Here is a 22,343-nt window from a genome sequence, read left to right as displayed (position 1 = left end):
TCAGACGGAAGTCTTCTAACGCCCCACAATGCCGGCAGCCAGAGGCTTCAGACGGAAAATATAGTAGGGGGGAGCAGAAATATTCTCCCCAGCATTGAGAGGCGCGGAATGGTGCAGTTGATTACAGTCGAAATACAGATAACCATCTGAACCAAAGTTGAAGGAGTCTGTCCAAGACAACTTCTCGTCAGTAACTAGCAATTTGTAAGCGCGATCTGCTGATGTAATCACCCCGATCGCACTATGAGCTAAGTCACCCACATAGATGTTGTGATCTTTGTCAATGGAAATGCCATCACAAATTGGCTTTTCACTGTATCGTTCAATTTTGCTACCCAGTTCAGCATCAGTTAATTGAAGATTGCTCAAATCTGCACTCTTGATCCGATACATACTAGTACTGTGCATCGGACTTAAGTATAGCCATTCGTTTTCTGCATCTAGAACAATACCATTGACACCCAAATGAGGACGAATTACAGTCCCATCAGGCTGACCAATTTGCACTGGTACTCCATCAATTACTAAATCAATATCTTCTGGTGCTATACCTGGGTATCCTTGCAAAACACGAGCAGCTAAACCTGTCTGCAAATCTACTCTAATCAAAGCCGCTTTGTCATCTGGTGCTGGATCGGAAATGTAAACAAAATTATGAATCAAATCCACCGCTAAATCATTCACAAAGGAATTACTAAGGGTTATGGGTGGTGGTAAGTAAATCACCCGTGATAATTGATTATTTAGGGTGTCCCATGCTACTAGTTTAGGAACTGACTTACTTTGATTGCCATTGTCTAACATCCAAACGATTCCATTGCCATCAGACTTGATACCCAGTACAGTATCGAAAGTAATGATTGCGTTCCCAGACTGAGGAGGAAACGGGATTAAACCGTCCTGAGTTAATTCTGCTACCTGCATTTCAGGTTGATAAAATTGATGCAGGCTGAGAAAAAGCCGACCGTCTGGTGTCAGAGTGATATTCCCAGGGGCTAAAGACAATTCTGCTACTACCTCTAGGCGATCGCCTAAATTTTCCATGACAAAAATGTTTGATTGACACAGTAAGAAAATAGCAACTTGAGCAGATGCGATCGCAGAAGTAGGGTTTTACCTATAATCCCGTGGATCACATAGGCCGAAATGCACATTTTGGGATATCTGCATTCAAATCATCCAGGTGCATTTCGCATAACAATGCCTCCTATTTGCTGGTGAACAGCCATAACAGATAAAATCTCTTCCATAAAATAGCCTCATCTATGCCAAGGTTTTGAGAAAACTGATACTAGGAGCGAAAAAATACTCGCCACCTTTCATATTTATCCAGAGTTTAAAATTATATTCTTCTGTTTCTGGTTCACCCCATTTCTTTGGCCATTTCTGAGTTCCCGATGGTTGACCAATTAACGGATCTGGCCCAGTATTCACCTGAACAAAATTTTGAGGATTAGCCCATCGTGATTGGATAAAATTGAACTGATTTTCAATGTTGGATTGAAAACAAAGAAACAGTAATCCTGAACCTAAAACTGGTTCTTTATTAGGATTATTTTCGCCATAACTAACTGCACGACGAGTAATCCTATGGCCTTTTTCTTCCTTAAATGCTTCATCAAAGTGAGCATCAGCAGTTAACAATCTGGCTGTATCTCCACGAGGATTAGTTTTACGTGTATGAGAGTGAAATGGACACTTAGTTGCGGCTAAATCATTATCATAATTGAAGTTATTTGTGGGTGTAACTGCATAAGTCGGTATATCTGAAAGAGTTACTGGAGTGCCATCAGGGAAACGACCTACAATTAAAGCTCCAGCTAAATTTTCTTGGATGTTTAATTTTTGAGCTAATTTGCGCTGATCTTCACGGAATGCTTTCACATTCTGTTCGAGTTTTCGGTAGACTAAATAACTGCCATAGCTATCTTTTGTATTCCCGTTAGGATCTTCGACTAAAATACTATCAAGAGGAGCTTTTGGGTCCCATTTATCAAAATCGCAGTTGTTTACCCTCTCCTTCACAACGTCCCGTTTCATAAACAACGGTTGACTTACACCATCCACAAAGCCAAAGTGTTCGATAATTTGTCCGGACTGATTTCTCAGGATAAATCCATCTTCTCGGTGAACAATTTCTGCTATTAGACGCAGTTCTTGCGTCATTTGATTGACAATTTGCAATAAGTCTATGATGTCATCATCTGCGAGCAAAATTAAGGCATGAATTTCGTTTTGAAATCCTATATCCCAGGTTTCAATTTTAGGATCGCCCAAAGAAGTTCTAATTTCTTCGTTTTTCATACCCATCCTAAATGGTTTATCTCCGGGTATTTGAAACGGCTCAATTTCTAAATATTCATATCCATGACGCGACAAGAAAAAGTTACCAAATACCTGTCCTGGTATGCCTTTTTGTCTATATTTAAATGCTTCGTCTGACTGCTTTTTGGCAGAAGTTATATAAGTTTGGGCAAAATTCTGAATCCACTGCTTAACTACTTCTACTTGCTCAGGCTTGAATTGTAAAAATAGATGAACACTATGATCTCGTCCATGTCCTTTGAGAATGTTGCCTTGTAAATCATTTAATAGATTTCGGTATTTACCAGGATTTTCTGAATCAATGCCATCTTCTGGTAGGTGTTTCAAATCTTTTTCAGTCAGTGCCATGAATTAATTCCTCGGTTTGCAAGTTGCCAATTATGCTCATGCCAAAGTAACAACATAGGGTTAAGCTGCAAGCTTGACTATCTTCGCCAAGGAAGGCTTGCCTACGTTGTTGAGGTAAAACATCATGTAATACCCAGGAGGATAAAGGTTTTTATTTTCTGGAGTTTTAAAGCTGATGGAAGACTCATCTGCTAAAACAACATTTTCTATAGGCAATTGTGCTAAACGTTGTCCATAATCAAAAGAGTGAGTTACTGCCCCCAGTTTTACCAGGACTAGAGAACCATCTTGAGTCGCATTCTTGACAGATATCGTATTAGATTGACTGTATGCCAAACTACTAGGAGCTTTAACAATTTTAGGGCGAGAACCAGGCTTAAATAGATAAGGAGGACTAAATACTTCTCCTTGCCAAATTTCCGCAGGCACAAAGGGTTCTTCGTCGCCTTTGGCAAAATAGCTCTGAGGATTTTGATAATATTCTTCTAGATTAAATTCCTTCTTCTGCCCAGATTTATCTCTCAAATCGGCGAATTTATAATAGGTTTTGGCATCTTGCAATATATCAACATGAACAGTGCCATCTTCATCCCTTAAGGCTCGGTTCGCATTACCACCGATCGCTAAAACACGAGCATCTGGTAATAATAATGCACCATTATGATACAGCCTGGGGAGTTTTGCTGGATTCATCGGCTTGGTTTGATAACCCCCAGGAGCATCCTGAGCAGCAGTCATCAATAGAGGCTCATAGACAGGCTTGTACTCTGGATATTGGCCACCATTAACAACTAATATTTCCTGCGTTGGTAAAATTACAGATTGGAGATTAGCTCTGGGCTTATCTAAAAAGTTTGGCACTATTTCCCACTTTCCGTTCTTTTCACCACTTTTTGCCGGAGATAGCCAACGCTGTAAACTAGTAGCGACTCTTGATCCTGGTGGGAAACCCTGAGTATTATTTAACCGCCCAAAGTTGATGCTGTTAGTGCCGATAATTCCACCAAGAAGTAAGACATCTTCTGAGTTGGGAACTTGTAGGGCTGTTCCATAGGCTTTAGAGCTTTCTGCTCTATCTGGGCCTACTTCAAAGCTGACAGATAATGTACCTTCTGTATTCTCCTTGATAGACATTAAATAGCTTTTTTTGCTGCTATGTGGGACTAAAACCCCAGCAATACCAGCCTCGTCTCCGGTAATTAAAAGTCTACCATCAGCAGTAGGAAAGACGCGAGGATAGAGGTCTATACTATCGTAGCTATCTACATCTTTGAGTTTGGTATTGAAAGGACTATTCTTGACAGTTGTGAGGTCGATGTACTGGAGCTTTTCTGTTTTTGGATCGTAGATTTCTAAAGTGGGATTGATTTGATTAGGCGCATCAACTTTTAGTCCTGAAAAGATGACAACTTTACCATCAGCAAGGGAAATCAAACTGGGATACCATCTTCCTTGTTTGAGTGGTTTTAGCGCCGACCACGTTCCGGTTTTCCAGTTATACAGGTTGATTTGTCTATTACCTGTAAATGCACCTCCTGGGTAATAGCGCCCAGTTCCACTGACAAAAAGAATGTTACCGTTGGATAGTTGTAGATGTCCGGTGCAGAATAAATCATTGGTTTCCCCAGCCTGGATAGATGGTGGGGAGGGAATGCGCTCAAATTTTCCAGTTACAGGATCGAGAAGACCTGTATTATTGATGACATCATAATTTCTGACATCAACTCCCTCAACCAGATCGACGTTCTCTTGTTCTTTTACTTGAGTGGTGCGAAAACTACTACCATTAACTACTAAAACTTTTCCATTCGGTAGCAGTATCGTATGCACAGACTGCATTCTGTCTTCTAGAGGGGGCATAGGTAGAGTTTCCCAAGCCCCCATTTCTTCTTTTGTGCCAATTATGGGGGCGGCGATCGCCTGTTCCCAACCGCAGAGACTAATAACGAAAGCCAGGATAAAGATGATAAAAACCGAGACAATTGTCAGACGTTTTGATTTGGAGACTATCATAGTCAACTATTTAGAGCCAATTTTCTTTAATTCTTTTCGAGTTACCTTGATGGCTTCATCAGCAATATCGTAAGCATTGGGGTATTGATTTGGAGGATCTTCATCAGGTATCCAAAATTTACGTCGAGTCAGACGTAGTGAATTGGTAAAAGCAGGGATAGCATTGAAAATTTCCACGGCGATCGGGCCGTCATAAACTTTGACAATGGGTGTTAAAAAAGATTTCCAAGGAAGCCAACTGGTATGAAGAGCGCCCCGGTCTGGAGGAGAGACTTGGACATAGTGCAGTCTTCCTTGTTGAGCAAGGTACTCCACTTGTGTTTTAAATATCTCCGGCCCCTCGCCATCCAAAATTTCGTGGGCGCTATCAATGACTACTCCCACTTGTTTACTCTTAACGCCTTTGAGAAACTCGATTAATTGAGATAATTTGTTGGGGCCTGGTGTTTCCCAATGGGTTATCGGTTCAATGGCTAATTTAACTTTTTTGATCTCTGCGTATTCACCTAACTTATCCAGAATAGGTTGGGCATTAGCATAACGAACTTTGAGATGTTCTTGAAGTTCATCACTCCAGATAGGCTCGTTGAAGTCTGTTGTCGGAAAAACACCATAAGGGATGACAATTGGCCCCATCATAATTTCACCCCCTAAGGCTGCGGTGATATCAACCCGTGACTTCAGATACTCTAGGGCTTCTTGTCGCTGTTCTGGATAGTTAGAAGAAGGGTCAAAGGTGCGGGTAGCTCCCACGTTAGTAGAAATTTTCACATTTTCTAACCCTTCACTGTCCAAATAATGGCGTAGATTCGTGTAATTTTCTAAATCTTGGGCATAATTTTCAGGAAGTCCAGGAGCAATGGGAAATTCAAACCCACTATAACCAAATCTTTGTAGTTTCTTAATATGAGCTACCACAATTCGCCGATAATCCAAGTTATCGGGTTGCAAATTGGTGGTAAACATGAAAAAGCTGATGTAAATATCAGATGTTGCAGGTAGTTTAGTCATTTTGTTATTTTGTTGAGTTGGTATTACTTAGTAGTCTGCCAAGAGAACTTTGCAAGGTTAATAGCAGCAAAAAAAATCTCTTTCTCCCCCGAAGTTCGCCCGGAGGGAAACCCTCCTTGCGACTTCTCCCCCTGCTCCCTCTGCTTCCCCTGCTCCCCCTGCTTGCCCTAGCCCAGCAATTTTGGGTTGGTGAACTATTAGTAGTCCTTACCCGTTAGCCATTGAATTAAAGCGTCTGGATTTTCCATCACAGCTTTTGGATCGAACATCGGCCAAACATAGACAATACCTTCTTCGTCAAGACGAAAGAAGTTGTGTAGGGTGTATAAAGTTCCTTTTGTTGTCCTCATTTGCCATACACCACTTGCTCTTGGGTATTCAACAGTGGTTGACATAATGTTCACTTCTGCCACACGAGTCGTCACACCCTTTAAAAAAGGGATAACTTCTTCAGTTCCTTTCAAAGTGTTACCACTAATGGGACTCAGAAACTCAAGGTTGCAAGAGAACTGTACTTGTGAAAAATCACCAGTTTCAAAAGACAGAAAGTATTTTTTGAGTATCTCATGATATTTTTCTGTAGCCATTTTATTAGGTTCCAGGAATTGGAATTTTACAAAATTATTAAGGTTTTACATTCCAAATTTGACGAGCAATTTTCCAGCGATCGCCATCTTTTTTCATCAACCATAAAGCTCGATATTTGACTTGTGTTGATGGACTGCCGTCTTTTGGGCAAATGGTAGCCAAAGAAATACCGATGACATAACCAGAATCACCTTTGACTTCGATTTCTTCAGCTGTAAAAATCGGATCGATATCTTTATCAGCAATTGTGTCTGCAAAGCCTTCTAAAATATCCGGTATACCGCAGCGATCGAGTCCATTAGGTGGCATCCATAAAGCATCTTCTGTATACATATCGGCATAAGCAGATAAATCTCCCGCCCGGACATTATCAGGATATACTTCTTCAAATATGCGTCTGATTTGATCTTGATCATGCAGTTTCATTTGTTTTCCTCCTTTGGTAAAAACGTAATTTTTTTACTTTCATCTAATATCTGCACTAGTTCCATCATTCCTTGATCTTCATGATCTAAAATATGACAGTGTAGAACAAATGTGCCAGTAAAATCCGTGTAGCGACTTTTGACTATTTCTGGTCGATTCTGGGAGACAAGCAACGTATCACGCCAAATAGTTTCTGGTTTGTTATCAGGCCCAATGCGCGTATATTGAAAGGGATTGACATGAATATGAAAAGGATGAGAAGGAACTACAGATTTACCAGTTTCTAATATCCATTCTTCTACTTTCGTCAATGTTAAATTGCGAGGTTCACCGTTAAATTCTTTTCCGTTAATTTCAAAATTCACTTTTGTCGTTTGCTGACAATTTTCCGGAATGCAGGTTAGACCAAACACAATTTTTTGAGAACCACTAATCTCTTCCGCCAGAATATCAGCAGGAGCTTCTTTCATTTTCACTGCTGCTAGTTCAGAATCATTAGGCAATTCCATATTTAGAGGTGAACCTTTGACCACAATTTTGGCGAGAATATGTCCTGCTTCTCCCACTCCCATCAGTGATTTTTCTGGAATACTAGGGGAATCTATCAAGAAATATTCTTGAGATTCCTGTCCTTCGTGGAGGGGTTCACCTTTGACTAGCACATCGCTACGGTAACCCGGTTCAAGTTCAATCCTATCCCACGAATCTAAGTGATCCAAGGGAATTCCATCTACTGCTATTTCGTGCAGTTTGATACGGCGAGAATCATCGACGTGTCGCAATTCTAAATTAATCCCTTCACGTATCCCCGCATGAATGAAACGCCAATGTTGAACTTCACCAGGTTGCATTTCAATGGTGGGAACAATTTGCCCATTAATTGTGATTTGACGTTGTGATTGCTGCCATTTATTAGGTTTTAAATCATCATAGTCTTCTAATTCTCCTTTTTCATTGTAAGCAATTTGTTGAAGAACAAATATCTTTTCTTTTGCTGCTGCAATTTCTGGTAGACGATCAAGTCCTCCTTCTACAATTAAAGCTCCCGCCATTCCACTAGACACTTGTAGTGCAGTTGAACCATGAAAGTGCGAATGATACCAATCAGTTCCCCCTGGATGAATTTCTGGTAGTTTTATTTCAATAGGGTATTCGGGGGAGTTCCCATTCAAATCTTTTTTTGGTGCCATTTCACGCAGCACATTGTCACTATTTCCATCAGGAGAAACATGAAGACCGTGGGTGTGAAAATTAGTAATATTAAAGGCGTGGGGCTTGTTGTGATTAGCTGGCGTTGATGGATTTGTTTCTGGGGGTAGACTATTAATTAAATTAATATTTAGAGTATCTCCTGATTGAATTCGCAATGTTGGTCCTACCAATTTCCCGTTATAAGAACGAAGTTTGACATCACATCCAGCAATCTTATTTTCTCCATACTTGACTTCTATAGTTGTCTCTAATAAGCCGTTTTGGGATTTAATTTCCTCTGGATTCTGAAAAGGTAAACCTCCATATTCCTGAATATCGATGACTTTTTTCTCACAACCAGGCTTGACATCAGATGCTACTGGCTGTGCTATAGCAGATTGACAAAGTATTGGGTGTAGGATGAACGCTAAAACTGTCAGTATTAAGAAAGATATCTTTTGCCAATTTTTCAGCATTTGAGGAAGATTTAGGTTTTGTTATTTGAATCAACCATGAATAATTAACAAATATGCAAGTTTAGAAATTGGTAAAGCTGTTCCATATTTGACATCCTCAATAGGAATAATATTACACAATGATTTGATGCAATTTAAGTGTGCAAATTAGATATGAAACAGCTTCCCAAATTTGGTTAGTGTACCCAGGTTTCTATGGATTGCTACAAATTTATGTAGCAATTGAAATCGGTTATAAATCGGTCACTTGGCGTAAATAATTACGAGCCATTAAAGCATATGTTAAAGGATTAGCTTTGTTTGGATCTTGTTCTGCCTCTACCATTAGCCATCCTTCATATTTAGCTTTAGCAAGTTCTTGTAAAATTGGCTGAAAATCAATTGCACCGTCTGTATCTCCCGGAACAGTAAATATCCCGGCTCGGATAGAATCTAAAAAGCTACGACCAGTTTTTTTCGATTCATCTAAAATTGGTTGACGGATATTTTTTAGATGGACGTGTTTGATCCGGTTAGCATACTTTTTAGTGACTGCTAGAGGATCAACATCTGCATAGTACAAATGACCAGTATCGAGAAGCAGCTTAACATTTTCGGAATCAGTACCTTGCATCAAACGGTCAATATCAGCGAAGTCTTCTACTCCCGTACCAATGTGAGGGTGATAAACCAACTGCATACCGTTTTCTTTTGCCAATGAACCCAGTTTATTTAGCCCCTTAAATAAATCTGCCCATTGCGCGTCGGTAAAACGAGGTCTGTTAACTAGAGGGTCTACACATTTTTTTTGATGAACAGCACCACCCAATTCAGCAACAACAATATTTTTGCCTTTCATTTCCTTCATGAAAGCCACTTGTTTGTCGAATTCTTTAAGGGTTTCATCTTCCTTTCCCTCGGTGAATAAAGTTCCTACCCAAGGTTCAGAAATTTTCAACTCACGAAGTTTTAACTCTTTTTTTAAATCCTTTATTTTTTTCGGAAATTTAGGTGACATTTGCGAACCCTTGAAGCCAGATAGTGCCATTTCACTTAAAATCTGCTCGTAAGGGATAGGAGGATTAAGATCAATAGTCAGGTCATCACTATTACTCCAACCAGTGGGAGTAATGCCCAAATCTACTTTTTTGGGGTCAAATGTTGGGTTTAAGAGTGTAGGTTTAGATGAAGGAGAAACCAGAGATACTAGAACTGAATTGTTTCCGCTGGGAGCAGCCGTAGCGGGAAGTGTTAAGCTATTTATGCCCACAAAGATAAAGACAAATGATAGGGCAAATAAACGGCTAATTTTTTGGATTTTGGACAAAATCGATGATTTATTTGTCTTCCGCTCATTCTTTGTCAACATGACTTAGTGATTCCTAATCTTTAGCTAGGTGATGAAATTAGAATTCTCAAATAATTAGCAATGAGTCAAATATATATAAAACTCATTGCTAAACATGGGAGTAGACTTAAAGCGGTGTGAAAATTTTCTCGAAATTTAAAGTGTCAGCACCGCTTCAAGTGAAGAATTGAAGAATGAATTGATATATCTTTGCGAGGATGAGTGTTCAAATATTCTCAGGACTCATCATCAAGATTATCGTTCAGATTCAGTTTTTACTGAATAGCTCCAAACTTAGAGACACTTCCGTTATAAGTAGTCCCGTCAGGCATCAGAGAATTGGACAGGTCGGCTCCAGAGAATTTAGCTCCCTTAAGAATGGCAGATGATAATCTCGTATTTCTCATGTAACTACTAGAAAAATCTGCATTCGATAAATTTGCTCTAGAAAGAACTGCTCCTTTGAGCTTGGTATTTTTCCCCAAAGCATTAGACAAATCTGCATCAATGATAACTGCCTCTGTTAAATCTGCATCACCTAAATTAGCGTTTAATAATGTTGTCTTATCCAGCAGGGCATTATACAAATCTGCCTGAGAAAGATTAGCCCCCGTTAGGTTGGCATTAGAGAAAATGGTTCCCATCAAGATAGCTCCTGATAGATTAGCTCCTGATAGATTAGCTCCGTTTAGCTTTGCATCATTGAGTAGGGTATTGGAGAGATTTGCGTTGGAGAGATTTGCCCCACTGAGTGCGCTGCCATATAAATCTTTATTCGATAGATCGGCTCCTGATAGATCGCAATTAACACAGGTATTTGTTACCAGTAACTTAGCCTGATCCGAAGCAACAAAGGCGTTAGCGGGTGAGCTAAATATCGTTAAGCTAAAGAAAATTGAGAGGGCAATAGTAGAGATTCTAGAAAACCAGGATGAAATACTCATGTTTGTTCTTGAGAATAGAAAATGTTGCAATTTTTTCAGAACCAAAGACGGTTTTTTTGGCAGTTGTGTGAGTTAAACTCTACACAAAAGAGATGTTAGCTTTTAGTAAGGCTAACTAAAGGAGGTTCGCTCCAAGTTGCGTATCCCTGGCCTTTTGCGCCAGGTGGGTTAACACCGATCGCCGGCCATAAAAGTCCTTCTGGATAGGCCTGTGCGCTGATTACAAAGGTTCCATCTTTTTCTTTGGTGCCAAAAGCGTCCCGCCAAGATTGTGGCAGTGCATACCAAGTAGCTATGTACCAAACCTTAATGATATTGCGGGCGATGGGACCAAATTTTTCTGATGCCAATATCTGTTTAATAGATTCGTGGTTTTTCTCTTTTTTTTCCAGTTCCAACTTATGAAAAGTTGTTAAAAGTTCTCCAAATATATCTCCACCAATGATGTCTCGAATGGTTTCAAAATAAAGAGTAGAAAAACCTGTTCCCTGCAATTGAAACTTGGAAAACCCTGTAAGAACTACTGAAAGATTAAGGAAATACTCCTTAAATTCAGGTGCATTAATATCCATCCGTTATTTACCTCCGCAAAAATTTTAAATCCCAATTCAAAGTTTAGTTAACGCTTATCTAACTTAAAAATAGGAGCCGCATTCACTCCTGGATTTCCTGGAATAGGATTACGCATTAAACTGTTAGCTTGTTCTTTGAGACGGAACATTCCCCCAACTGCGGGAACTAACTGCTCAGGATGCCCATCAAAAGCGTATTCAATTTTGGCTAGGAATTCACTATAGGCAGAGTGAAACGCTAAGGCTGCTGTACGTACTTCCGATCCCTCTGGATAATCACTCAGTTTGGCATTATCCTTAATGGGATAAACTTCATTCCAGTCTACGTTAAAGGATTTGCCTGTAGGCTCATTGGGCTGATCGGATTTTGTCGGATCATCTTTGTCGATCACATAATATTTTTCTAATAGGATTTGCTGAAAACGATAGTCATGGGCTAGTTCTCGTTCTGCATCATAGATTGTTCCACTTCTTGACCCTTCACCCTGCTCTTGAATTACTTTTAAAGCTCGCATGGCCGAACGCAGGTCGGTCACTGGGATGATATCTCCACCACCGTTATAGTAATATTCAGGGGTGATTTGTCGCCGAGGATCGCCGCAAAATAGGTCGGGACCTTTTTCTTTATAGAGTGCATTGAGACCACGAATGATCTCTGCATAAAATAAGCCAATGCTGTAGAAAGTTTTGGTCGGATCGCAGCCTACAACTTCTAGTAAATATTCTTGTAAGCTTCGAGACTCAACTAATGGATCACCTTCTTCAACATCCTTAGAACGTTCGATCTTACGAAAGGTCTCTATAGTCTTTTTGGAAAACTTGGTTAAACCTACTTTAAAGTCTGTAGATCCTGTAGGTAAATAACTCGGATATGTGGGAATAAAGTTAGGTGCTGTCAGGACTGGTGATGCAAACGAGCCTCCCACCGCATTATAAACATTAGCTACGAGAGTTAGGTGTAACATTTCTTCTACAGCAACCTCCCGGATAATATGAAAAGCCTCTAAATTTTTTCCGGGTTTAATAGAGTAAAGCGCTGTCATATAAGGGGGAATGGTTGCGTGTTCTATCTTCATTGCTTGGATGAGATAGTACTTTAATTGTTCAACCGTTGTAATCAACTTTAAGCTATCGGTGGCTATAGTCATAGTTTTATTTGCGAGGTTTTTCGACTTCGTAAAGGGTACTAGGGAGTGTCATCAAGTAGCCAGAGAACTCTATTTATATCTAAGTTTCAATTCTGATGAATTTTTGGATTCAAAGTGTTGAAGCTTTTATCTGATAGAGCGTTATTTTTATTGATGACAAGTGTTAGCGAGCTTGCAAATTAGCAGCTGGCAAATTATAAGAATTTAATTCTTGCAGGATATGCTCGGCAGTTCTAAAACTCAATGCGGCAATGGTTAAGGTTGTATTGGAACTACCAATGGTGGGCATACTTCCTGCGCCGACGAGGAAAAGATTTTTATGATCCCAAGAACGCAGATAACTATCAACAACTGAATTCGAGGGCGTTGTTCCCATAATATGAGTTCCCGAAAAGTGGTTTCCACCTTTGTATACGTAGCCTTCACCCTCAAACTCAAAATAGGCAGGGTCTTGAGGATCGTAGTGAGTATAGTCTTCTGCACCTAAACGCTCGAAGATGACGCGGGAGACTTTTCTGGTGTAAGCAAGGGTTCTACGACTGTAGTCGGGTAGGTTGAAATTAATGACGGGACGATAATTACCCAGTTTATCTTTGTGTCTGGGATCGATAGTGACTCGGTTACCGTACTCAGGGAGTAATTCACACATGAAAGCCAACAACAGTTGTCGGGAAATTCGACTAATCAATGTCTGACGCAGTTCTTGTCCATATTTGTTTTTGTTATCGATCGCGTCTTCTACTTCACTCTTAGGTGATCCGGTAGCCCATCCCCAACCATCGTTGTGAATGTCTACGGCAAAGGCGGATTGTTTCTTACGAAAATCACCTTGACGGAATGTGCCAATTCCTGATGTTACAAGAGGCCCCCGCATAGTACCAGTGACTTCAGGCATCAAAGCCCAAGCTAAGGTGAAGGGGTGATCCATTAAATAGCGTCCTATCAATCCACTGGTGTTAGGCAAGTCAGAGCCGAGCAATAGCCGAGCGTTTTCGACTGCATTAGTCGCTAGGACAAATACGGTTCCCTTAGCGATTCCTGTGGTGTAATCGCTAGAGTTGGGTTTTTTATAGTTTTTGTAGTGAATGGCAGTGATGCGACCATTTTGGCGATCGTATTCCAGCTTATAAGCCACTGCTTGGTAGAGTACATGAACTCTACCTGTTTCAAAGGCTTTACTTAAAGTTCTGCGAGCATCATATTTTGCCTGAACTGGACAGATAGGAACACAGTTAGCATTTCCTTGGCAACGTTCACCATATTGAACAGGATGGACAGTAGTAACTCCATCGGGAACAAAGAGGTTACCTTGATCATATTTAGGGTTAGGTACTCCATTACGAGCTTGAGGAAATGTAGCAAAGCTGATTGTGTGAGTCTTGCCATAGAGTTCAACCTTGGTGCCATCGACTTTCTCAATGACTTTTTGATCCAAGTAAGAGGGGGGGAGCTTTTCCATGGGAAAAACATAGTCTTGGGGAAATTCAAGGCCTAGTTTTTTCTGCTCTTCTACGTCTCCACAAACGCCCATTTCATGCTCGGCTTTGCGGTAATACGGCTCAAGGTCGTGATAGCTAATCGGCCAATCAAGACCTTGTCCGTAGGTACTGGATAACTTGAAATCTTCCGGTAACATCCGTGGGGTTTTTGCTTCCCAGTGCATGGTTGTTCCGCCCAGAACCCTGGTGTAGGAACCCGCAAGAGGCATGGGTCCCTTCTCTATAAAATAGTCGTTGTAATCAGTGGGGCTGGGAACATTAGCGTTAGCGGGATAGGGAGAGTTAGGATTTTTATCCACCGCTTTGTAGAAGGTATCAACATAACTTTGAAAGCCTGCAAGAGTTAAATCTTTGTGTACTGTAGCTTCAATGATTAAAACCTTCTTGCCCTGTTGACTCAATTCTTTGGCAACAATGGCTCCAGCTACCCCTGTTCCAACTATGACAGCATCATAAACGGTTTTAGATACTGTGTCAGAATCAACATTGACCAATTGACTGAGGCTCATAGATTATTCCTTAAAAGTTGGTCTTTGACATGAATCTCTTTAGCAATATCTCCAGATATGAAATGAGAGGAGTTTTGCTTCAGCCACGTCTTTATTGAAGGCTCCATTACTGATCTAAGGGAGTCAACACTAATGGACTTTTTAATAATCTGCCAGCAAATTTTTCCAGAAAAGTCCGTAATGTTTACCTGTTATCAAGTCTAGTAACACACTAATGAGCTAATTCCGATTCCAGTAAATTAGGAGACAAACGCCTTTAGTCAGAATGAAGACCTTTTGAGTAATCAATTTCTGAGTTTACAGATGAATATTGCCTCTGATTTACAGAATTTTTAAGTTATGTCGTTGGGAAACAACATCATATTATCATCACCATAAAAACTTGTCCGTCAATCAGTAATTTTACGTAAAATGTGTGGAATACACGCATTATTAATGTTTTTTTAGACTGCTTTACCTATGGTGTGGCGTAGCCCATCGCCCACAAGCAATACATCTTGCCCTTGTGTTTCTAAGTTTTATCGGGGCTAGACAGCTTGATAAATTGCTGCAATACACAGTAAAAGTGATACAGTGTTACCGAAATATTTCTTTACAGTTTTCGCAACTTATTTGGCAAATTAATCTTGCATGAATTTGATTTTTAAAAAGAATATTAATAGATAATACTGATAAGTTTATATATTAAATAATATTTAATTATAAAACTATATTCACAAATAGTAACTTCATTTGAAGGATGGACGACTAAGACAGTGCGATCGCCTATAGGTCATCGCTAGGAAATTTGTATTATGTCAACAACAGAATTATAGTGTTGAAGGCTGTTGCAATTTGAGTTCATAAATGGGAGAAGTAGCAAATTCTTCAAGTTCAAATAATGCTAATAAACTAGACCATTCTTGCTGATGAGTAGCGCGATTTGTAGCAATTTTACTAACAGTTTCATACCAAATATTATTTTCCGCATAAGGAATGTACTGTGATTGATATCCTATGTGCTTGATTGGCACTACCCTCTGAGAAGCCGCTTCAACTCGTTTAATCCAACCATCTACACTAATATTTGTGTTAAGTCCCTGCTCATTCACACAAGTGATGTTGAGGTACCAATGATATCTTTGTCCAATCAATAGGGGTTTTTCGGTAGCAGGAAGAGTAATACTGACGATACCTTTTGTTTCTGGTAAAGAAAATGGTAGAGGCTTGGTCAAAACAGACTTTTTCTGTTCATTTAATAACCTAAATTTGGCTGGAGGAGACTGGGAAGATCCACCAAAAGGTAAATAGAATAAGAACTGAGGATGATCCTGAGTAGTCAAGCCTTCATTGCTCTGGGGAACTAATGCGATCAGGGTATTTTTATCTATTTGAGAGCATTGCGATCGCGTCGCCCCTCCCCGTGAACGTCCAGAAGCATTCCCCTCTGGTCGGGAATTGCTAAACAGCCGACCAATACGCTCAAATACGTTTTGTGCTTGGGCTGGCTGAAGAAAAACAGGGGACAGAAAACTCAAATAAAAGACCGTGGTCAAGATGCAGAGAAAAATTTTTTGTTGCCTATGTGATAATTGTTGACGGATCATTTTTCTATCTCCTGTTTGTTAGCTTAATTTTTACGGAGGTTATTAGTTAAATATAATACGCCTGCCCCAGTACCCAGTAATGCCAAAAACGGTGGTTTAAAAGGTATCCAACCGCTTTGATAGACTAAAATTACTGAGCAAATGATGAAGAGACAGGCAATAGATCCAACCACCGCTATACCTATATAGAGAGTGCGGTTAAATCGCCAACAAACAATACCCCCTACCAAAGCCCAACCAAACATCCAGAGTGTTTCATAACCAAGCGGCCACCACCAGATGAGTTGGCGATTATCTAAAGTAGCACTGACGATCTGACTGATCATTTGTCCATGCAGTGTCACGCCTGCAACATCACCATAGACCGTACTCCAGTAATCAGCTTGTCTGGTTTGTCTATCAGTAAAGCCAATGAGTACAATTTTGTTTCTAATTTGTTCAGGAGCAACCTGATTGTTTAAAACTTCTAAAATATTCTTTCTAGGGGCAAAATTGTAGGGAACACCTCCAGAAAGACGATATTTGAGCATTGTTTGATATCCTTCCAACTGGTTATTTATATCCTGGTAAGCACCTCCTTTTCCTAGTAATTGGGGAATGCGGGTTTTACCGAACTGCATATCCTGGACATATCTTTTGCTCTTGATATCGAGAGGAGAAATGTACTTTTGACCTTGGGCTTCTAGATAGTGACGAGCAATTACTAAACTAAAAGCTTCCCTTGTATTGCAATATTTAGGGTCTGGACTTTGCATCAAGTATTGTCGGCGCACAAAACGACCACCTTTAGCATCATCATCAACCAAGTCGCTAAACCCAATTCGCGCTAAAGGCACTTCTGGGGGATGTTTAAAGCCACGAATTTTTTCACTATCCCTTACATAACTGTTCTTACAGACCGTAAATAAGTTTTTAGTTTGCTGCAAACGCTCTTTTAGGCTACCTTCGGCATGAAAATCACGGACAAAATCTAACCCAATGACACTGGGTTGGGACTGGGAAAGAATTTTGAGTACATCGTCTAAAGCTTGATCAGGAATTGAACCTCTACCACCCGAATATCTTTTGTCTTCATTCAACGCCTCAAGACTTTGAGGATCAACATCAACCATTAAAAATCGTTCATCCTGTGGTTCATCACGACGTAACGACATCATCCGGTCATACATTGCTAGTTCTAAGGACTGAGTGAATCCAAGGAACCTGGCAATAAAAACTATTGTTGTCACAGCCAAGCTAGTCAACAAGACACTACGCAGCTTAATTTTGCGATAGGGGAGAGCTTGACTGGCAGCGAGATAATCTAATTGTAAAGTTGTGGGGGCTGGTTGTTTATGATCAGATTGCTTCAACCATTCCTCAGAGGCTAGCAAATCTTTGCCCCGGAGTAAGAAGCTATTGTCCCGATTGTGATCTTCCCACTCCTTTGCCCTCAGAAAAATCCGAGTGTGCGATCGCACATATTCTGGATCTGAATCTAATGTTCTGGTTAGTTCCCCGAATTTAGTCAGAAAGTCTGTGTCTCGTGGGCTGAAATCAATCCACTGCACTTTTGCTAACCCAGGATGAAGGGTTGCTTCTCCTATGTCCCGATATAAAACGGTCACGATTCGCTTATTTAAATTCATCGCATATTCTACTTCAGTCACGCAGTAGGGTGAACTGATAGATTTAGGCGAAATAATAAATAAGAAATTGTTGGCGCTTTCTATTCCTCGGTAAATCTCTTGCTCAAAATTTGTACCAGAGGCGATACTCTCCTGATCAAACCAAGTAGTCTTGTTTTGAATTTGCAGGGTATCGTTAAGTTTACGGGCAAAGTCAGAGTCAGCACGAGAGTAGGAAATAAATACATCCAGCGCCGCTTCTGGCGGTTGCTTGCTGCTTTCAGTGATGAATTCTGTTTGTAAAGGTATGGGTGGATGTTGTGTGTTTTGTTGAGCTATCTTTAACCAGGCTTCAGCGTTACGCAGATTGTGATTACGCAACAAAATACTAGGATTACGTTTTTGTCGTTCCCACTTGAGAGCTTTTGCTAGTAAGATTTTATGTTGCTCGTAGTAAGCCGCATCTCGACGCAGCACATTAATGAGCCTATCAGTATCGGCAGATTCTTTCCCCTCCTCTTCTTGATCTGTAAAGTCGATGAACTGCAAAATACGTAATTCCACAGGAATCTGCTCTAGATCCACTGGTTCAAGCAACAGGGGAATAATCCGCTTTTTGAGAGAAAAAGCATAAGTTAGTTCCAGTTGACAGTATTCTGATTGCAGAGAGGCTGGCGACAAGAGAAAAACCACATTATCTGCTTCCTCAATACCTCGATTAATCGACTCGGTAAAATCTGCTCCAGATTGAATATCTGTTTTGTTAGTCCAAACTGTAAAGCTTTCTCGCATCAAAATTTTGGCAATTTTTTCCATAAACATCCTCTCTTTTTCGGAGTAGGAGAGGAACACCTGAGTCATCAGGTTGTTAGCATTCTTGATACTCTGACAAATAAAGGCGCAGTGTAAATCGGTTGGCTCACAGGGCGCTTGTTCATCTTTAAACCTAATTTTTAGCCAATTTTCAGCTTGTTCTCGTTCTTCACCAATTAACAGGTATTGTGATTGTTGTTGTTTTTGCTCCCATTCCAGGGCTTTGGCTAAAAAATAGGTGTGTTGATGTACATAATCCTGATGGCGGCGAAATAACTCCAACAGTCCCGCCAATGATTTCTCAAAGTCGTCTATACCTTCGCGGAAGTATACCCAGTTAATCTTACTAATAGCTGAGTGCATATTAGGAAAACTGGAATGTAACCCTTTGGCTTGATATTTTTCCCACTCACTAGCGTCACGTCCAGGGTTGCGTTGTTGCCAAGTTTCTTGAGTAATTTGCTCTACGTGCAGCAAGGGAATAATGCGTTTATTCCGGCGGAGTGCTAAATCTATTTCTTTACCACAATAGGGAGAGTTGACTGAATGAGGCGCAATGATAAACAGAAAATTGTCTGATTTCTCAATTCCGTCGTCTATTTGGTTTTGGAAATCCACACCTAAAGGAATATCGTTTTGGTCAAACCAAATTTCTAGTCCTGCTTCTACAAATCGCTGATATAGCTTAGTTGCAAAGGCTTTGCTATCTGCTCGTCCATAAGAAATAAATGCACTTTTAAATTTATTCATATTAAACCAATTCAAAATACCCTACAGGAAGCAAGCTACAAAATTCACTCATAGGCTACGGCTACTCCTGCGGAGAACTCCCAGAGTAGGGTGCGCCAAAAATTCAAAATAAATGATGCGAGATTGATGGTGTGGCGGGGTGCGTCAGTGCGATATGAGCTAGCTATACTCATAAATTATTCATACTGACGCACCCTACATTGTGGATAATTTTTATCTGGAAGTCCCTAATGGCGATCGCCTGGGTCAAAGATATTCAAGTGATATATGTTGAAAGAATAAAGTATACTAAAACAATGGTAATCATACTTAAGTAAAACGGCAAGAATATAAATTCTAGAGATCAGTCATCAAAGCCAACTACCAATTAAGACATAGGGGGCCCAATAACGAGGATGATCGTATTTTGGGTTTTTGAGTAGAGCTTGCTGTGCTAAACGCAGTGCTTCGGCTCTGCTAATGTTTGGTTGTCCTAGATGTTGATAAAATTCCTTAATGAATGGAACGCTAGCTTCATCGTCTAGATCCCACAAACTGGCGATCGCACTACTAGCACCTGCTTGGACTGTAGCTCCCGCAATCCCCATTACTGCTTGGTCGTTACCCGTAGCTGTCTGACAGGCGCTCAGAATCAGTAGTTCAATTTTATGAGTGCTGTTTTGCTGTTGGTCAATAAACAATTGATCAAAATCATCTATCTTTAACTTTCCATCTGCTGTCACCACAAAAGTATTTTCTCTATCTGCACTAAATAGACCGTGGGTTGCTAAGTGGATGACATCAAAATTAGAGGTGTTCAGTTTTTGGTTAAAGTTTTTGGTGGTAAATTCTTTGTCAGTAATCCAATGAACCGCTATTCCTGTATTTTTAATTTCCCTCACTTCTTGATTAACATTTGCTAATCGAGAAAAGCCGGAAAATCCTGGTTTATTAGGTGGTTCAGTCAAGCTGGCGGCTAAAACCTGCATTTTTGACCTGTTTAATGGCTTTGGTTCACGGACTTGTAACCCCAAAGCTAAGGAGACAGCATATTTTTCTACTAGATATTGCTGACCATCATAAAGGCTAGCCATCGGAATTTTACGTAAAAAGCCATCCAAGACAAAAACCAAGTTCTTAATTTTACTTTCCTTTAGCTTTTTTTCTATTGGTTGAATCAACCAGCTATAAACTTGTTGACCATCCTGTTGCACTTCTTCATAACTACCCACTTCTTGCAGATTTTGATACAGACGCTTTACAACCTCTTCAATTTTCTCTTGGGGCTTGGTAGCATAATGATCAAGTTTTTGATTCGGTCGCTTGAGGATAACTTCTACACGGTCATCCAAAATAATTGCATAGATAATTGCCGATGTTTGGTCTTTAGAATCAATCACCTGATCAAGTTCTAATCGAGTATCTTGACAAGTTTGTTGCAAATAGTTTTGCAATTTTGCCACTTGTAATGCTTCAATCACGTTGCGAGCTTGTATTAGGTTGTCCTGACTCGGTGCTGAGGATTGGAGTAACAAATCTACTAAACGGCGATATACAGGCTCTACTGTTTCCCGGAAAGAAAACTGCACATTTTTATTTGTGGCAATTAAATCCGTACGGATATTTTGTAAAGTATTAAATGCTTCTGTATAGGCGGCAATGGCTCCCTGCATATCACCCTGCTGTTCACACTGGCGTTTACCTTGGCAGAGAACCCGCCCCAGTTGCCACTGCCAACGATAGTCAATATCTGGTGCGTGAATCGACTGGGACAAATTCAGCGCCTTTCTGGTCAAATCTTGGGCTATAGACCATTGGTGAGATAGTTCATACAAGTGTCCAAGATTACCTAAGACAAAAGACCCGGCTCGCACATCTTGTAATTGCTCTGCTTGCTGACGTGCCACAGCCAAGATTTTACCAATTGTTTCGGGGCTGGGGTTAGGGAATTTTTTTGTTAATTTCAGAAGGCTTTGAGCCAAATTTACCTGAGCGTAAATAGCAGAACGTCCCAAAGGTAAGTTAGCAATTTGACTTTGAATTTCGGAATATAATGCTTGGGCGTTTGACCATTGTTCCAAATCAATCAACAGACGTAACCGATTCAATTGGGACGAGATTTTTGTAGTTGCAGTAGTTGATAAAACCGATGCTTGCTGGTAATAATTGAGAGCGATGTTTTTTTGCTGTGTGCTGTTACCGGGAAGATAAGCGAGATTACCTAAACTCAGGTAAGCTGAGGCAATGGCTTCTGGTGATTGTAGTTGTTGAGCAATCTTCAGACTAGTTTGTAAATTTACTTCTGCCTGTTTAAGATCACCTGCAAGTATAAGAGCCTCACCCAGGTTACGGAAACTAGCAGCCTTAGAGAGGGAGTCTGGTTGTTTTGCCAGAGATGTTGTCAAATTCTGGAGGAGAGTAATTTCTCGGCGATAGAGTCCCAAAGTCTGCAAAGCCTGGGCTTGATTAACTTGGGCGAGGGTAGCTTTATTGTGGTCTTTTAATTGTTGATAGAGCAATGCAGACTTTTCCCAAGCAGACAAAGCAGCTTCCGCCTTACCCTGGGCTAGTTCCAAACTACCTTTGACATCCCACACTTGCGCCCAAATTGACAGGCGTTGTGGTGAATTGGGACTTGTCTGTAAAATAGCGATCGCCTTTTCAATTGCCTCAGTTGCTTCACCGATGCGTCCTAATTGGTGCAAATTCAGCGCCAAATTACTCAAAATTACCGCCTGTGCCACCGTATCGCCACTTGTTTGGTAAGCTGGCAAAACTTGTTGTAATAGCTGTACTGCTTCTGCAAATCGCCCTGCTGTATAAAGATTTTTAGCTTCTTCCTCTTGAGGAACAGAAGCAACTACCTGACTTTTCACGTTATGTGGAAAAGCTAACGCGAAACCTAACCCCCTAACCCCCTTCCCTACTAGGGAGGGGGGAAATTTTAAAGCCTCTCTCCTTGCAGGGGAGCCAGTGCGTTGGGCGGCTTTGCCGACTTGAAGCAACTGGCGTGAGAGGTTTGGAGAGGGGTTTTCCAGATCCCGTGAAAAGTCAGAAGCAACTACAGATGCAGTCAACCCTGGACTTCCCCTATCACGAGCCACCACAGGCGAAACAAATATACAAAGTAAAGCCATCACAAAAGCCAAAATTCCATACCTAAATTTCTGGCGCTGTTTCCACAAAAATTCCTTAAATCTAACCATCACTCCCCAATCCTCATCTCTCATA

The 22,343-nt window shown here is 40.6% G+C and carries 16 protein-coding genes; all 16 read right to left on the bottom strand.

All coding sequences use genetic code 11. The annotated features are described in order from the left end of the window. Positions 1-15: 15 nt before the first annotated feature. Positions 16-1,044 carry an L-dopachrome tautomerase-related protein gene (locus GSQ19_RS00655; RefSeq protein ID WP_011320878.1) on the bottom strand — a complete coding sequence of 343 codons (1,029 nt, stop codon included), beginning with the start codon at positions 1,042-1,044 and terminating at the stop codon, positions 16-18. Positions 1,045-1,263: 219 nt separating this feature from the next. Then, positions 1,264-2,673, bottom strand: a complete 1,410-nt coding sequence (locus GSQ19_RS00650) for a Dyp-type peroxidase (protein WP_011320877.1) — start codon at positions 2,671-2,673, stop codon at positions 1,264-1,266. A 60-nt stretch (positions 2,674-2,733) separates the two neighbouring features. Further along, a complete protein-coding gene (locus GSQ19_RS00645) occupies positions 2,734-4,686 on the bottom strand; it encodes a galactose oxidase early set domain-containing protein (RefSeq protein WP_011320876.1) in 1,953 nt (650 codons plus the stop codon). Positions 4,687-4,692: 6 nt separating this feature from the next. Next, positions 4,693-5,697, bottom strand: coding sequence for a sugar phosphate isomerase/epimerase family protein (locus tag GSQ19_RS00640; RefSeq protein ID WP_011320875.1), 1,005 nt, complete (start codon positions 5,695-5,697; stop codon positions 4,693-4,695). 197 nt (positions 5,698-5,894) lie between these two features. Beyond that, positions 5,895-6,284: a DUF4904 domain-containing protein gene (locus GSQ19_RS00635; protein WP_011320874.1), complete on the bottom strand. Its 390-nt coding sequence runs from the start codon at positions 6,282-6,284 to the stop codon at positions 5,895-5,897. A gap of 37 nt (positions 6,285-6,321) precedes the next feature. Next, positions 6,322-6,711 carry a YybH family protein gene (locus GSQ19_RS00630; protein WP_011320873.1) on the bottom strand — a complete coding sequence of 130 codons (390 nt, stop codon included), beginning with the start codon at positions 6,709-6,711 and terminating at the stop codon, positions 6,322-6,324. Then, the gene (locus GSQ19_RS00625) at positions 6,708-8,378 is read right to left on the bottom strand and encodes a multicopper oxidase family protein (protein ID WP_011320872.1); all 1,671 of its coding nucleotides are present in this window, start codon (positions 8,376-8,378) and stop codon (positions 6,708-6,710) included. The genes GSQ19_RS00630 and GSQ19_RS00625 overlap by 4 nt, the downstream gene beginning before the upstream one ends. A 232-nt stretch (positions 8,379-8,610) precedes the next feature. Then, positions 8,611-9,726 carry a myo-inosose-2 dehydratase gene (gene iolE, locus GSQ19_RS00620; RefSeq protein WP_011320871.1) on the bottom strand — a complete coding sequence of 372 codons (1,116 nt, stop codon included), beginning with the start codon at positions 9,724-9,726 and terminating at the stop codon, positions 8,611-8,613. A gap of 254 nt (positions 9,727-9,980) precedes the next feature. Next, positions 9,981-10,649 carry a pentapeptide repeat-containing protein gene (locus GSQ19_RS00615; RefSeq protein ID WP_011320870.1) on the bottom strand — a complete coding sequence of 223 codons (669 nt, stop codon included), beginning with the start codon at positions 10,647-10,649 and terminating at the stop codon, positions 9,981-9,983. Positions 10,650-10,744: 95 nt separating this feature from the next. Beyond that, positions 10,745-11,221 (bottom strand): hypothetical protein, encoded by a 477-nt coding sequence (locus GSQ19_RS00610; RefSeq protein WP_011320869.1) that lies wholly within the window; start codon positions 11,219-11,221, stop codon positions 10,745-10,747. Between the two features lie 47 nt (positions 11,222-11,268). Then, complete coding sequence (locus GSQ19_RS00605) at positions 11,269-12,369, bottom strand: ferritin-like domain-containing protein (protein ID WP_011320868.1); 1,101 nt, start codon at positions 12,367-12,369, stop codon at positions 11,269-11,271. Between the two features lie 163 nt (positions 12,370-12,532). Continuing rightward, positions 12,533-14,377, bottom strand: a complete 1,845-nt coding sequence (locus GSQ19_RS00600; protein ID WP_011320867.1) for a GMC family oxidoreductase — start codon at positions 14,375-14,377, stop codon at positions 12,533-12,535. Between the two features lie 809 nt (positions 14,378-15,186). Further along, a complete protein-coding gene (locus GSQ19_RS00595; protein WP_011320866.1) occupies positions 15,187-15,963 on the bottom strand; it encodes a DUF928 domain-containing protein in 777 nt (258 codons plus the stop codon). Between the two features lie 23 nt (positions 15,964-15,986). After that, the gene (locus GSQ19_RS00590; RefSeq protein WP_011320865.1) at positions 15,987-19,133 is read right to left on the bottom strand and encodes a TIR domain-containing protein; all 3,147 of its coding nucleotides are present in this window, start codon (positions 19,131-19,133) and stop codon (positions 15,987-15,989) included. A gap of 44 nt (positions 19,134-19,177) precedes the next feature. Next, the gene (locus GSQ19_RS30230) at positions 19,178-19,306 is read right to left on the bottom strand and encodes a hypothetical protein (protein ID WP_255449161.1); all 129 of its coding nucleotides are present in this window, start codon (positions 19,304-19,306) and stop codon (positions 19,178-19,180) included. 177 nt (positions 19,307-19,483) lie between these two features. Beyond that, positions 19,484-22,342, bottom strand: a complete 2,859-nt coding sequence (locus tag GSQ19_RS00585) for a CHAT domain-containing protein (protein WP_224311708.1) — start codon at positions 22,340-22,342, stop codon at positions 19,484-19,486. Position 22,343 lies beyond the last annotated feature (1 nt).

This window comes from Trichormus variabilis 0441 (assembly GCF_009856605.1).
GTDB classification, from domain to species: domain Bacteria; phylum Cyanobacteriota; class Cyanobacteriia; order Cyanobacteriales; family Nostocaceae; genus Trichormus; species Trichormus variabilis.
This window is presented reverse-complemented; position numbering and strand designations above follow the sequence as displayed.